General features: G+C 40.4%; 14 protein-coding genes. 6 read left to right on the top strand and 8 right to left on the bottom strand.

All coding sequences use genetic code 11. The features are described 5' to 3' along the window. Positions 1-153: 153 nt before the first annotated feature. The 5 genes from BTN98_RS03550 to pspA form a co-directional block, all read right to left on the bottom strand. Positions 154-1,185, bottom strand: a complete 1,032-nt coding sequence (locus tag BTN98_RS03550) for a YcjF family protein (protein WP_060996585.1) — start codon at positions 1,183-1,185, stop codon at positions 154-156. Further along, positions 1,182-2,579: a YcjX family GTP-binding protein gene (locus tag BTN98_RS03545; protein ID WP_060996586.1), complete on the bottom strand. Its 1,398-nt coding sequence runs from the start codon at positions 2,577-2,579 to the stop codon at positions 1,182-1,184. Before BTN98_RS03545 ends, BTN98_RS03550 begins: the two co-directional genes overlap by 4 nt. Before the next feature lie 138 nt (positions 2,580-2,717). After that, positions 2,718-3,104 carry an envelope stress response membrane protein PspC gene (gene pspC / locus BTN98_RS03540; protein WP_060996587.1) on the bottom strand — a complete coding sequence of 129 codons (387 nt, stop codon included), beginning with the start codon at positions 3,102-3,104 and terminating at the stop codon, positions 2,718-2,720. Then, positions 3,104-3,331 carry an envelope stress response membrane protein PspB gene (gene pspB / locus BTN98_RS03535; RefSeq protein ID WP_036795289.1) on the bottom strand — a complete coding sequence of 76 codons (228 nt, stop codon included), beginning with the start codon at positions 3,329-3,331 and terminating at the stop codon, positions 3,104-3,106. The genes pspC and pspB overlap by 1 nt, the downstream gene beginning before the upstream one ends. A 76-nt stretch (positions 3,332-3,407) precedes the next feature. After that, entirely contained in the window at positions 3,408-4,076 is a 669-nt protein-coding gene (pspA, locus tag BTN98_RS03530; protein ID WP_060996588.1) for a phage shock protein PspA, read from the bottom strand. 216 nt (positions 4,077-4,292) lie between these two features. On the opposite strand from pspA, the gene pspF reads away from it, so the two are divergent. From pspF to BTN98_RS03500, 6 genes are all read left to right on the top strand, one after another. Continuing rightward, positions 4,293-5,315 carry a phage shock protein operon transcriptional activator gene (gene pspF, locus BTN98_RS03525; protein WP_060996589.1) on the top strand — a complete coding sequence of 341 codons (1,023 nt, stop codon included), beginning with the start codon at positions 4,293-4,295 and terminating at the stop codon, positions 5,313-5,315. Positions 5,316-5,451: 136 nt separating this feature from the next. Beyond that, positions 5,452-7,071, top strand: coding sequence for an ABC transporter substrate-binding protein SapA (gene sapA / locus BTN98_RS03520; RefSeq protein ID WP_060996590.1), 1,620 nt, complete (start codon positions 5,452-5,454; stop codon positions 7,069-7,071). A 3-nt stretch (positions 7,072-7,074) separates the two neighbouring features. Next, on the top strand, positions 7,075-8,037 hold the full coding sequence (locus BTN98_RS03515) for an ABC transporter permease (RefSeq protein ID WP_060996591.1): 963 nt from the start codon (positions 7,075-7,077) through the stop codon (positions 8,035-8,037). Beyond that, positions 8,024-8,911: a putrescine export ABC transporter permease SapC gene (gene sapC / locus BTN98_RS03510; RefSeq protein WP_060996592.1), complete on the top strand. Its 888-nt coding sequence runs from the start codon at positions 8,024-8,026 to the stop codon at positions 8,909-8,911. The genes BTN98_RS03515 and sapC overlap by 14 nt, the downstream gene beginning before the upstream one ends. A 1-nt stretch (position 8,912) precedes the next feature. Next, a complete protein-coding gene (locus tag BTN98_RS03505) occupies positions 8,913-9,911 on the top strand; it encodes a peptide ABC transporter ATP-binding protein (protein WP_060996593.1) in 999 nt (332 codons plus the stop codon). Beyond that, positions 9,908-10,732, top strand: coding sequence for a peptide ABC transporter ATP-binding protein (locus BTN98_RS03500; protein ID WP_060996594.1), 825 nt, complete (start codon positions 9,908-9,910; stop codon positions 10,730-10,732). Before BTN98_RS03505 ends, BTN98_RS03500 begins: the two co-directional genes overlap by 4 nt. Positions 10,733-10,807: 75 nt before the next feature. Here the strand turns inward: BTN98_RS03500 and pyrF are convergent, their stop codons facing one another. The 3 genes from pyrF to BTN98_RS03485 form a co-directional block, all read right to left on the bottom strand. Beyond that, the gene (gene pyrF, locus BTN98_RS03495; RefSeq protein ID WP_060996595.1) at positions 10,808-11,518 is read right to left on the bottom strand and encodes an orotidine-5'-phosphate decarboxylase; all 711 of its coding nucleotides are present in this window, start codon (positions 11,516-11,518) and stop codon (positions 10,808-10,810) included. Positions 11,519-11,666: 148 nt separating this feature from the next. After that, complete coding sequence (gene lapB / locus BTN98_RS03490; RefSeq protein WP_060996596.1) at positions 11,667-12,836, bottom strand: lipopolysaccharide assembly protein LapB; 1,170 nt, start codon at positions 12,834-12,836, stop codon at positions 11,667-11,669. 6 nt (positions 12,837-12,842) lie between these two features. Continuing rightward, positions 12,843-13,127, bottom strand: a complete 285-nt coding sequence (locus tag BTN98_RS03485) for a LapA family protein (RefSeq protein ID WP_060996597.1) — start codon at positions 13,125-13,127, stop codon at positions 12,843-12,845. Positions 13,128-13,172 lie beyond the last annotated feature (45 nt).

Genomic DNA, 13,172 nt, shown 5'->3' with positions numbered 1-13,172 from the left:
CTGTCAACTATTCCTGACAGTCATATCAGTGTGCGACTAACCCTTTAATGAGTCAAGCCACGAGATCGCATCTGCGCAGATTAAATACAAAAATTACGCTGTTAAATAAAAAAGAGAACGTTAGTTCTCTTTTTTGTCGCATTTATGCTGCTATTAGCTTTTATTTTTATTGCCTAATTGACTTAATAAATCACGACGAATTTCACTTAATTTTGGCTGTTCACCTTCCATCCATGGCAGTGGACGCATAAGGTTTATCGCTTTAAGGCCTAAGCGTCCTGTCATTAACCCAACGCCAACACCTTGTGCCACACGGGTCGACATTCTTCCGGCAAGATCCATCGAAAGCATATCCATGCCTAAATCAGCAACCACTTCAGACGCACCAGCAAATGCCATATTAGCAAGTACTAATTTTACTAATTTAATTCGCGACCAATAACTAAGCTCGATGCCATACACTACAGAGATTTGCTCGATCAAACGAAAATTACGCCACGCCACCAGCAGCATGTCAGCAACAGCTAATGGACTCAAAGCAACCATTAATGCCGCTTCACTAGAATATTTCGCAACTAACTTTCGTGCTAACTTATCTTGTTGGCTCACTACCATTTGATCATAAAGTGCTAATACTTCTCGATCATTATGAGTGGCAGCCAAAGCATGTAACCAGCGATCATAGCCATGATTATCAGTTGGAATTTGGCTTAGTTTTGCTAATTTCACACAAAATGCTTTACCCGATCCAATCCCATCCGCGGCCAATAATTGCAGGGCTTGGTCTCGTTCATTTTGACGCTGTTTTAAGCGACGTAAATTAATCAACTCACGCCCAAGCGCACCAATGCCTGCCACCGCAATACCGGCAACAATCGCACTCCAGCCTAATGATAACCAATTACCGGTTTGATAAGCCGTTGTTACATGATCAACCGTCTGCCACCCAACCATAGCGGCACCTGCCACTAACCCCCCTTTAAACCAACGATAACGACGTTTAGGTTTAGCAGCTAAAATATGATCTAGCGCTTGCTCAGTCTCAACTTCTGCGACTTCAACAGTGTCAGGCAAAAACGCACTCTGCTGTTCAAAATTCATTTTTGCAGTCAGATCCGGCTGCTGCTGACTTAATGGCTGATCTATTTCATCAAACACCATTTTTGCTTTTAATGGTTCTGTCATTGCAATTTATCTCCCAATAGATATTCCAACGCTTTATCCATTCGAATATGCGGTAAAGGCTCGTCACTTTGCTGTGGTAATGGCCGTAAATTAATAAAATCAAATCCATTTTCATTCCAAAAGTCTTGATTCGGTAATCGTTTAGGTACCTCTCCTGGAAAAAATGTCTGCGCATTGCCCACTATATCAGTACCGCGTAAAGCTGGAACCTGTTGACCTTGGTGACTGACAAACCCCGGCTCACTCGCCTGAATAGAAGCCAAACTGACACAATCCATAGCAATGCCTTCAAACGATGCCGTCTGCCACGCTTCATTCACTAGTTGTTGTAATAACCCCACCAAGTTTGAATGTTGTTCTGGCGTAATATGGTCAGCTTTTGTTGCTGCAAACAACACCTTATCAATGCGTGGCGAAAATAGGCGCCGTAACATAGAACTGCGACCATATTTAAAACTTTGCATCAATTGATCTAACGCTTGGCGCATATCATTAAATGATTCATAACCAGCATTTAACGGTTGCAAACAATCGACTAATACAATTTGACGATCAAACTTAGAAAAGTGATCATCATAAAAAGCCTTTACAACATGCTGCTGGTAATACTTATAGCGTTGTTTAAGCATGCCAAAGTTACTGTCATCTGTCGCTGTGGCTAATTGTTGCTCGGTATATTTATTGGTCCATACCATCGGGAAAAACTGTAATACTGGTGCACCCGCTAATTCTCCCGGCAACACAAATCGCCCTGGTTGCACCCAATGTAAACCACCTTCAGCTTTACATTGATGTAAATAATCCGTAAAAGTGACGGCAATCGCTTCAATCAAGGTTTCATCAGCGGGAGCAAAAGGATCAAATTGCTCCCCCATAGCTAACCATGATTGTGCTAATGCTAACCGTTGACCTTTTAATGCTTGTGCTTGTTGCTTTGACCAGCTAATAAAATCAAGATCAAGCAAAGGCAAATCTAATAGCCACTCACCTGGGTAATCAATAATATCGAGATACAAAGTAGCAGTATCTTGAAATAATTTAAGAGGCCCTTTTTGTGGCTTAAAGCGCAACGCCAATCGAGTTTGGCTAACATCACTGGTTGGCTGAGGCCATGTTGGTGGCGATGATAACAATGCATTCATGCCGTCATCATAACCAAACTTAGGCACATGCATATCCAGCTGAGGTACTCTTTTAGAGCCTAATAAATACCCTTCCCGTACCGCTGAAAACATTGGTAAACGAGGATTAGTACTTACATGTAACAATTGATTGATCAGTGACGTAATAAAGGCCGTTTTTCCTGCGCGAGATAAACCTGTTACCGCAAGACGCACGTGGCGATCAAGGCTACGGTTAACCCATTTATTCACTTCATTACTCATTCGATTCATTACGCTTCCCTATTCATCTATACGGTCTTATAACTAACCATAAAAAAGCAGGCCTGAATACATCAGTACCTGCTTCATATTGATATTATTTATAGACTTTATCTAGATAAATAACATCAAGCACTGTAGATTTGTACGTTAAAGTTTATTAAATTCACGATCAACTTTAAAGGCAGATGAGGTCACATAAGCTTCCATTTTTTGAATTTTGACTTCACTGCGTGCAAGTTCCGTTTCAACATTATCCAAAATCTGCTGTGCTGATTGTCCTGTTTGCCATGGTTTTTGCTTTACATTATGTTCAGTGTACTGATGCTGTTGCTCTTTTCGCTGTGGTGGCATTTTATCTAAAATTAGCCAAGCAGCAATATAAGCCACTGTAGCAAAAAAACCGACGCCTAATAAAAAAGCAGTCACTGCAAAAATGCGCATTAACCAGATTTCAACACCAAAATATTCGGCTAAACCTGCACAAACACCACCTAACTTACCGTTTTTAGGATCGCGATATAATGTTTTACGCATTATTTCTGTCTCCATTGTGGCGCTTCAGCATCTAAAATTCGCTCCAGCGTAACAATCCGCTCTTGCATCACCTCTGCGCGTGCCACTAAGGTTTCTAACTTTTTATGATCCTCACCAGACAATCCCTCACCTGATTTACGCTTACTGCGGTAATGAAGAATTAACCACAATGGTGCGACAACAACCATAAACACCACTAATGGAACACTAATAAAACCCATCGACATTTGTTGTTCTCCTTTCACGCAGGGGTAATAGCACTATTATTATTTTTATGTAATTTAAAGGACAATTATCCCACGATTATTGTTGTTTATCGTTCATGTTTGCTTTTAAACGCTCAAGCTCTTTTTCAATATCATCTTGTGCTTGGAGATCTGCGAACTCTGACTCTAAGCTTTTTCCTCGACCAAAACTATAACTATCCGCTTCAGCTTCCATTTCATCAATGCGGCGCTCATATTGTTCAAACTTCGACATCGCTTCATCCACTTTACTGGTATCAAGTTGACGACGAACATCGCGACGTGTTCCTGCTGCCTTATGACGTGTTACTAATGCTTGTTGACGAGCACGTGTTTCTTGCAATTTACGCTCAAGTTCAGCCACTTCTAACGATAGTTTCTCAATCGTTTCATCAACTAATTTATATTCTTCATTTAACGTTAACGCCACATCAACCAATTTTTGTTTTTCAATCAATGCTGCACGTGCAAGATCTTCACGGCCTTTTTGAATCGCTAAACTGGCTTTTTGTTGCCAATCTGTAGACTGAGTTTCAATCGCAGTAATGCGACGACGTAATTCTTTTTTATCCGCGAGTGCTCGTGCCGATGAAGTACGCACTTCAACCAATGTATCTTCCATTTCTTGAATAATCAGACGGATCAGTTTTTGTGGATCTTCTGCCTTGTCTAATAATGAATTGACGTTAGCATTTACGATATCTGCAAAACGAGAAAAAATACCCATAATAAAGCTCCTTGGTCAACCGTCTTGAATCATGTCAGTGAACGGTTTAATCATTAGACTAACGTTATGTTGTCATGTGAGGTGTCATTGTTCTATAGACATATCAACTTGCGTGCCAACTTTTAAGTAATTGTTTTATATGAACTAAATAAATAGCATTGGATATTAGAAAATAATGATATAGTGAATATAACCAAAAATTAGTGGAATTTACTAATGAAAAAGACCGAAAATTTAATCGGTGAGTCAGATGCTTTTTTAGCTGTGCTTGATCATGCCTCACAACTTGCCACACTTAATCGTCCAGTGCTTATTTTAGGTGAACGCGGTACAGGTAAAGAACTGATTGCACAACGCATTCATTATTTATCTGCACGATGGGATCAACCACTCATCAGCTTAAATTGTGCCGCACTAGCTGACGGTGTTATTGATTCTGAACTGTTTGGTCATGAAGCTGGCGCATTTACTGGCGCAAAAGGCCGCCATCAAGGACGCTTTGAACGTGCTGAAAATGGCACACTCTTTTTAGATGAATTGGCAACAGCACCGATGGGGGTTCAAGAAAAATTATTACGTGTGATTGAATATGGTGAATATGAACGTGTAGGCGGTAATAAAAGCTGCCAAGCCAATGTACGATTGATCTGTGCCACTAATCAAAATTTACCGCAACTGGCTGCTGAAGGAAAATTTAGAGCCGACTTATTAGATCGACTGGCCTTTGAAGTGATCCACTTGCCCCCATTAAGAGCACGGATTGATGATATTTTGCCACTGGCTGAACACTACGCTGTACGCATGTGCCGTGAAATGAATTTCAGCTACTTTGCCGGTTTTAGTTACCAAGCTCAGCAACAATTATTAAAGTACTCATGGCCTGGTAATATTCGTGAATTAAAGAATGTGGTTGAGCGCTCAGTCTTTCGTCATGCTCAACAAGATGAGGTTATTGATACTATTGTGATAGATCCCTTCACGACCTCATGGGATAACGTTCCTCCCCTGCTTCCCTCTCAATCTACTCCGATTAAGTCATCTCAAAATCAGGAGGCTAATACACTGACATTTCCGATTGATCTACGCCAGCAACTGCAACAACAAGAAATCATTTGGATTGAACAAGCGCTCACACTAGCAAAGTTTAACCAAACTAAAACGGCTGAATTATTACAGCTTAGCTATCATCAACTAAGGGGCTTAATACGTAAATATAACATCAATATTAATGGTGATTAATCGACCAAAATAAGACGAAAAATCAACATAATTGATGCTTTTTGGCTAATTTAATTCAAAACAGGCTGGATAACTTGGTGAGCGAGATGGAAAATGTTAAATTTAAAAACTTAATTTCAAATAACGCCTATTAAATATGAGCGCTTACTATCGTCTTTTTATTGCTAGTTTGGTTTTATTAACCCTCAGTGGTTGTAAACAACCTGCAAAAGATTCTGTGACTCAACGTCGCGGTTTTGTCTATTGCGGCCAAGATACACCGACAACACTTAACCCCCAATTAACAGACGGTGGACTAACAGCAGAAACCCTTTCGGCACAAATTTTTGACCGTCTGCTATTACTCGATCCTGTTAGCCATAAACCGTTACCTGATCTCGCCAAAAGCTGGACAGTCAGTGATGATGGCTTAGTGTATACCTTCACACTACGTCAAGGTATAAAGTTTCAAACAACTGCATGGTTTACGCCAACACGCACCATGAATGCTGATGATGTTGTGTTTAGCTTTGAGCGCGTCATTAACCCTGATAATCCTTTTCACCATATTTCAGGTGGCCGTTATCCGTGGTTTGAAAGCCTCGGCTTTGCCAATGATATCGAAAGTATTAAAGCACTGAACCCACATACCGTACAATTTAGCTTACGCCGCCCAGATAACTCTTTCTTATCCAATTTAGCGACCAGCTATGCAGTGGTATATTCAGCTGAATATGGCAAACAACTATTAAAATCAGGTCAAATTGGTCAATTAGATAGCCGCCCTATTGGGACTGGACCGTTTTATGTTGATCAGTTTATTCCAAATGATCTAATTCGATTAAAACACCATCGTGGCTATTGGCAAGGTGCTGCGCCGATGGAACAAGTGGTGTTTGATATCTCTTCCCGTGGTATGGGCAATCTGACCAAATTATTAAGTGCTGAATGTGATGTGTTAGCCTCGCCTGTTGCGAGTCAGTTACCTGTTATCACTGACAATAATAACTATGAATTATTGGCTCAAAGTGGCATGAATGTGTCTTTTTTAGCGTTAAATACCAGCTTAGCGCCTTTAAATAATCTTAAAGTACGCCAAGCTATTAGTTACGCCATTAATAGAAATACATTATTAAATTCAGTTTATTACGGTACGGCAACTAAAGCTAAAAGCTTATTACCACCGACATCATGGGCTTATAATAATGACAGTAAGGCCATCAATTATAATCCTAAAAAAGCCAAAGCATTACTCAAGCAGGCAGGTTATAACCCCGATCAAGTATTAACCATGTGGGTACCGTTAGAATCCCGACCTTATAACCCTAGCCCTCAAAAAACAGCCGAACTGATTCAAGCCAACCTCAAGGCAATAGGGGTTAATGTTGTTATTTATCATCAAGATAACATTGGTCGCCTAGGGGTAAACAACATGAATAAATACGACATGATGTTAGCGGGTTGGATTGCAGATAATGGTGATCCTGATAACTTCTTACGACCATTATTATCATGTAATGCTAAACATGCTGGGCTCAATGTTGCTAACTGGTGTGATGTTCAATTTGATAATCTACTTGAACTGGCATTACGTACCAATAAAACCCAACAACGGGTTAATTACTACCAACATGCGCAAGATATTATTGATCAGCAGGTGCCAATCATTCCTCTTGCTCATGGTGTATATTTTCAAGCACACAATAAAACACTCGGTGGACTACAAATGAGCCCTTTTGGCTCGCGTTCATTTTCTAGTGTCTATCGGACTGAGTAAAGTATGTTTATCTACACTATACGTCGCTTAAATTTGTTTGTTATTACACTGCTCATTCTAACAATTGTGAGTTTTAGCATTTTAAGGCTTGATACCCAATTACAATGGGCTTACGAACCTTTTTGGCAAGGTTGGCTTATTTACCTCCAAAACTTACTCACTGGAAACTTAGGTATTAGTGCAACCGGAATACCGATGAGTACCGAAATACTTAAAGTTTTTCCAGCGACATTGGAACTGTGCTTTTTCGCTTTTATTCTGTCTTTAGTGATTGGTATTCCTTTAGGGACGATTGCTGGTGTTCGTCGTGGACATCCTATCGATACGGCAATAAGTTCGATTACATTGCTTGGCTACTCTATTCCTTTGTTTTGGCTAGCAATGTTACTGATCTTATTATTTTCGCTTAACTTAGGTTGGCTACCCGTTTCTGGGCGCTATAGCTTATTGTATCAATTTAACCACGTTACAGGTTTTGCACTGATTGATATTTTATTGTCAGATAAGCCTTATCGTATGGAAGCTTTCTTTGATGCAGTTAAGCATCTTGTGCTACCGACGATCGTATTAGCGATGGCACCTACTACTGAAGTTATCCGTTTAACACGAGCATCAATTGCTGACGTTATGACCAAAAACTATATTAAAGTCGCACAGACAAAAGGCCTTTCAACCTTTGAAATTGTCCGCCGTCACGGTATGAAAAATGCGATTCCACCGATCATTCCTAAGCTTGGAATGCAGTTTGCGGCAATGATGACATTTGCCATGTTGACCGAATCTATTTTCAACTGGCCGGGTATTGGTCGCTGGCTACTCAACGCAATTGCAGCTCAAAACTATGTCGCCATTCAAGCGGGTGTCATCACTGTCGGCGGCTTTATTTTATTAGCCAATATTTTGTCTGATGTTGTTGGTGCAATTGTTAATCCACTGGTAAGGAAGGAATGGTATGCCATCAAATAGCGTTTACCAAGAAGCCACCATTCCGACGCAATGGGAACGGTCATGGCAAAATTTCCGCGCAAATTCATTAGCCATGTTTGGTTTATGGAGCTTATTAGCACTATTGTTAATTGCTATAAATGCGCGTTGGTTAGCCCCTTATTCAGCGATTGAACAAGTTGGCGAACTTCTCATGCCGCCATCATGGGATAACTCTGGCCATGTATCATTCTTTTTTGGCACTGACGATCTTGGCCGTGATATTTTATCGCGACTGTTAATCGGTAGTCAGTTAACCTTTGGCTATGCTCTATTAGTTGCCCTAGCATCAAGTGCTATCGGACTATTAATTGGTATTTTGGCCGGCATGAGTAGCGGCCTAAAATCGAGCTTCCTTAACCATATTTTAGACACGGTGTTATCTATTCCCTCATTACTACTAGCAATAATTGTTGTTGCATATATGGGACCAGGAGAAACACATATTTTACTCGCTATTTGGCTGGCATTAATTCCACGTTTTATTCGTGCTATATACACAGCTGTTCATGAAGAAGTCGCTAAAGACTATATTATTGCAGCACGTCTTGATGGCGCTAATAACTTTTATCTGCTCTATAACTCGATATTGCCTAATATTCTAACCACAATTACCACTGAAATGACGCGCGTGATCTCTGTGGCAATTATGGATATTGCAGCACTCGGTTTTCTGGGTTTAGGCGCACAAGCACCCTTACCAGAATGGGGGGCAATGCTCGGTGATTCAATTGATCTTATTTATCTCGCGCCATGGACAGTCACCTTGCCCGGGCTCGCGATTATGTTTAGTGTGTTAGTTATCAACCTTGTTGGTGATGGTATGCGCCAAGCTCTTAATGCGGGAATTGATTAACATGCCATTACTTGATATACGTAATTTAACTATTGAAATCGATACCCCTCAGGGCATGGTAAAAGCTGTCGATCGTATGAGTCTCACTATAAATGAAAGTGAGATTCGAGGGCTAGTGGGTGAATCAGGCTCTGGTAAGAGTTTGGTTGCTAAAGCTATTGCTGGCGTGTGTAAAGATAACTGGCGCGTTAACGCTGACCGAATGCGTTTAGGGGATGTTGATTTATTAGCATTATCACCACGTCAACGTCGTAAAATTGTTAGCCGTGAAATAGCAATGATTTTCCAAGAGGCATCAACCTGCCTTGATCCCTCTGAGCGCATTGGTGAGCAATTAGAAGAAGCAATTCCATCATCATCATTTAATGGCCATATTTTGCAGCGTTTTCATTGGCGTCAAAAACAGGCGATTGCCTTGCTCCATAAGGTCGGCATTAAAGAGCATAAACGCGTCATGCGCAGTTATCCTTACGAATTAACCGATGGTGAGTGTCAAAAAGTAATGATTGCGATGGCAATAGCTAACCGCCCTCGATTATTGATTGCTGATGAACCAACCAATGATCTTGATCCTATTACTCAGGCACAGATTTTTCGACTACTCAGTCGCATGAACCAATTGGGTAACACCACTATCTTATTGGTTAGCCACGATTTAAACACCGTGACTCAATGGGCAGATAGGATCACCGTAATGTATTGCGGTCAATCGGTAGAGTCAGGCACCTCAAAGCAACTGCTTGAGCTACCTCATCACCCTTATACGGCAGCATTAATGCGTGCGATGCCTGATTTTTCGATGGATGTCAGTCATAAATGTAAGCTAGAAACACTACCGGGGTCAATTCCACCGCTGCAACATTTACCTATTGGTTGTCGTTTAGGACCACGTTGTCCTTACGCACAACGAAAATGTGTTGAAGTACCTCAGCGCCAAAAAATAAAAGATCATAAATTTAGCTGTCATTTCCCGCTAAATATGAAGGATGACAACAAATGAGTTCATTACTTGAAGTTGAAAACCTAAAAAAAGATTATCATTATCGCTCAGGATTATTTCGTCGTCGTACGATTGAAGCAGTAAAACCCGTCTCTTTTCACCTTGAAGCCGGTGAAACAATTGCGCTTCTAGGCGAAAATGGTTCTGGAAAATCAACTTTAGCAAAAATGTTAGCTGGCGTGATCACACCGACAGAAGGCATTGTGCGAGTCAATGGTGAGCAACTACATCACCATGATTATCAAACGCGCTGTAAACTAATCCGAATGATTTTCCAAGACCCAAATACCGCTTTAAATCCACGGATTCAAATTGGTCGTATTCTAGAAGGCCCGTTAAAACGTAACACCAATATGACGCCGCAAGCCCGCGAAAAACGCATCATGGATACACTTAAACGCGTAGGTTTATTACCTGAACATGCTTATTTTTACCCACAAATGCTGGCAACAGGCCAAAAGCAACGTGTCTCTTTAGCTCGAGCACTGATTCTTCAGCCATGTATTATCGTTGCAGATGAAGCGTTAAACGGACTTGATATGTCGATGCGCTCTCAGATGATAAACCTATTATTAGAGCTGCAAGAAGAAATGGGATTATCTTATATCTATGTGTCACAACACATGGGAGTAATAAAGCATTTCAGTGACAAAGTAATGGTGATGCAAGACGGTGAAGTAGTAGAAAAAGGACGGACGGCAAATGTGTTTGAAAATCCAAAGCACTCATTAACTCAAAAACTGCTTGATAGTCACTTCAGTTCACCAACACGAGAAAAAAGTGGTCGAATACTCAATAGCACGCCGAAAATTAGCTATTAATAATAAAATAAACGCCAGCATTATTACTTATTAGTGTAAAAATGCTGGCGTTATCGTTTGCTTAATCGTTAAAAATTAAGCCAGTGTTTTATTAATTGCCGCCAATACTGCAGCAGGATCACTTGCTTGAGTAATTGGACGACCGATAACTAAATAATCAGATCCCGCAGCCATCGCTTCTACAGGTGTCATTACACGACGCTGATCACCCGCTGCACTGCCGACAGGGCGAATACCAGGTGTTACCAATTTAAATTGTTGTCCAAGCTGTGCTTTTAACAAACTTGCTTCTTGTGCTGAGCACACTACACCATCAAGGCCACTATTTTTAGTCAATGTTGCTAAATTCAATACTTGTTGCTGAGGCTGGCATGAAATACCAATACCCGCTAAATCATTAGCTTCCATACTGGTTAATACTGTTACACCAATTAATAGTGGACGATCTTTACCATAAGGTTCTAAAATTTCACGCGATGCAGTCATCATACGCTCACCACCACTGGCATGTACATTTACCATCCATACACCTAGCTCTGCAGCTGCTTTCACCGCTTTTGAACACGTGTTAGGAATATCATGAAATTTTAAATCCAAAAATACAGAATGACCACGATCATGCAACTGACGTACAAAATCTGGGCCAAAAAAAGTGAACATCTCTTTACCGACTTTTAAACGGCAACTTCCCGGCTCAATACGATCGACAAAAGCGAGTGCCTCATTATGATTATCATAATCAAGGGCAACGATTACTTTAGGGTCTGTTACTTTAGCGTCTAGCATTGAGGCTCCTATTATGTCTAAATACATCTACAGTACGGTTATCCCAACCGCCGGCAGGATTCTACATTAATTGATTCAATTTGGTAGCTACAACTACAAAAAAACCAGTACATTACTGCACTGGTTTTAGAAAAATATTCGATGGTACTTATTCACCATCAAGTCCTCGAATCGGTTTTATTTGTCCCCAGCTCTTACACGATGGACACTGCCAATATAAAGCATGTGTAGCAAAACCACATTGACGACAACGATAGCGTGGTTTTACTTTAAGTTGTTCACCCACTAAATGACGTAAGCTGGTTAAACTTTCTTTAGCACGGCCTTCTTCTGCTTCATCGAGATGATATTCCATCAACTGATAAAAGCCTTTCATAGTTGGGTTCTTTTGCAGCTGGCGGGTCATAAATGATTGCGCTGTCACTGCACCTTCATTTTTAGCTATTTCATCAGCAAGCATTAACTCAGCACTTGCCCCTGCTTTGTGGTCAACACAGTGTTGCAAAAATTTTAGCCATGCATTTTGATTATTCATTGCGTCATAGCATTCAAATAATAATGGCAAAGCCTCACCAACAAATTCAATATCTTGATCTGAGATCCGCTCTAAAATTTTAGCTGCTTGTTTATATTCTTGTTGTTTAACTTGAATTTTTGCCATCGCAATCGAAGCGCGAACACAATGCTTATCAACTGACAGCGCTTTTTTTAATAACTGAATCGCTTTATCTTGATTTTGTGCGCTCAACTCCAGCATAGAGAGTTCGCACCAGTAATGAGCAATATCATGCTTGAGTTTTGTTTTACCTAATTTCACCAATTGGGTGGCCATTTCAATGGCTTTTTCCCACTCACGTGTTTGTTGGTAAATCGCTAATAACTGTTGCAATGCTGATTTTCGATAATCAGGCTCATCTAACAACTGTTCAAAAATACGCTCAGCACGATCAAAAAAACCGGCTGCCATATAATCTTTTGCTAATTGCTGTAATGATAAATTGCGTTGTTCAATAGATAAGTTAGGTCTTGCTATCAAATTTTGGTGAATACGAATGGCGCGATCAACCTCTCCTCTGCTGCGGAATAAATTACCGAGAGCAAGATGAGTATCAATAGTTTCACTGTCAACCTGAAGCAACTCAATGAACAGGTCTACTGCTTTATCAGACTCATCTGATAACAGCATATTAAGACCTGTTACATATTGGCGAGATAAGTGGTCAGACTTTTCTTGCTTTTGGTTACTTGCGCTCCTGTTACCCATATACCAACCATAAGCAGCAGCAATAGGTAAAAGTAGGAACAACAATTCAAGCATTAATTTTTATTCCTTAATAGGCTTAGCACGAAGCTGATCAAGTTCTTGTTGTTGCTTGGTTACTTTCTTCATTAAGCGATTTTTAGCAAAACGAGCTTTAAGGTATAAAGTACCACAAATTATCCAGCCAATAACAAAACCAGCACCAAATGCTGTGCCTAATAGCGTAGAAAGTTGGAATTCACCCTGAGCGATTAAATAATCAAAGTTAACCATTATTTGATTTTGAGCACCAAGAGCCAGAGTGATTAAAAAGGCAGCTACTAGAACAATAATTCCTAAAATCTTCATCATGAATCCTCTTACTAAACCTAAATTATAATTACTGATTATGCA

The sequence above is a fragment of the Photobacterium aquimaris genome, assembly GCF_002954455.1.
Classification (GTDB): domain Bacteria; phylum Pseudomonadota; class Gammaproteobacteria; order Enterobacterales; family Vibrionaceae; genus Photobacterium; species Photobacterium aquimaris.
Note: the sequence above shows the minus strand (reverse complement) of the source record. Positions and strands in the feature narration are given on the sequence as shown.

What these genes read in the sequence shown, in the direction of transcription:
- BTN98_RS03550 (WP_060996585.1), bottom strand. Translation starts at nt 1,185, where the DNA reads ATGACAGAACCATTAAAAGCAAAAATGGTGTTTGATGAAATAGATCAG.
- BTN98_RS03545 (WP_060996586.1), bottom strand. Translation starts at nt 2,579, where the DNA reads ATGAATCGAATGAGTAATGAAGTGAATAAATGGGTTAACCGTAGCCTT.
- pspC (WP_060996587.1), bottom strand. Translation starts at nt 3,104, where the DNA reads ATGCGTAAAACATTATATCGCGATCCTAAAAACGGTAAGTTAGGTGGT.
- pspB (WP_036795289.1), bottom strand. Translation starts at nt 3,331, where the DNA reads ATGTCGATGGGTTTTATTAGTGTTCCATTAGTGGTGTTTATGGTTGTT.
- pspA (WP_060996588.1), bottom strand. Translation starts at nt 4,076, where the DNA reads ATGGGTATTTTTTCTCGTTTTGCAGATATCGTAAATGCTAACGTCAAT.
- pspF (WP_060996589.1), top strand. Translation starts at nt 4,293, where the DNA reads ATGAAAAAGACCGAAAATTTAATCGGTGAGTCAGATGCTTTTTTAGCT.
- sapA (WP_060996590.1), top strand. Translation starts at nt 5,452, where the DNA reads ATGAGCGCTTACTATCGTCTTTTTATTGCTAGTTTGGTTTTATTAACC.
- BTN98_RS03515 (WP_060996591.1), top strand. Translation starts at nt 7,075, where the DNA reads ATGTTTATCTACACTATACGTCGCTTAAATTTGTTTGTTATTACACTG.
- sapC (WP_060996592.1), top strand. Translation starts at nt 8,024, where the DNA reads ATGCCATCAAATAGCGTTTACCAAGAAGCCACCATTCCGACGCAATGG.
- BTN98_RS03505 (WP_060996593.1), top strand. Translation starts at nt 8,913, where the DNA reads ATGCCATTACTTGATATACGTAATTTAACTATTGAAATCGATACCCCT.
- BTN98_RS03500 (WP_060996594.1), top strand. Translation starts at nt 9,908, where the DNA reads ATGAGTTCATTACTTGAAGTTGAAAACCTAAAAAAAGATTATCATTAT.
- pyrF (WP_060996595.1), bottom strand. Translation starts at nt 11,518, where the DNA reads ATGCTAGACGCTAAAGTAACAGACCCTAAAGTAATCGTTGCCCTTGAT.
- lapB (WP_060996596.1), bottom strand. Translation starts at nt 12,836, where the DNA reads ATGCTTGAATTGTTGTTCCTACTTTTACCTATTGCTGCTGCTTATGGT.
- BTN98_RS03485 (WP_060996597.1), bottom strand. Translation starts at nt 13,127, where the DNA reads ATGAAGATTTTAGGAATTATTGTTCTAGTAGCTGCCTTTTTAATCACT.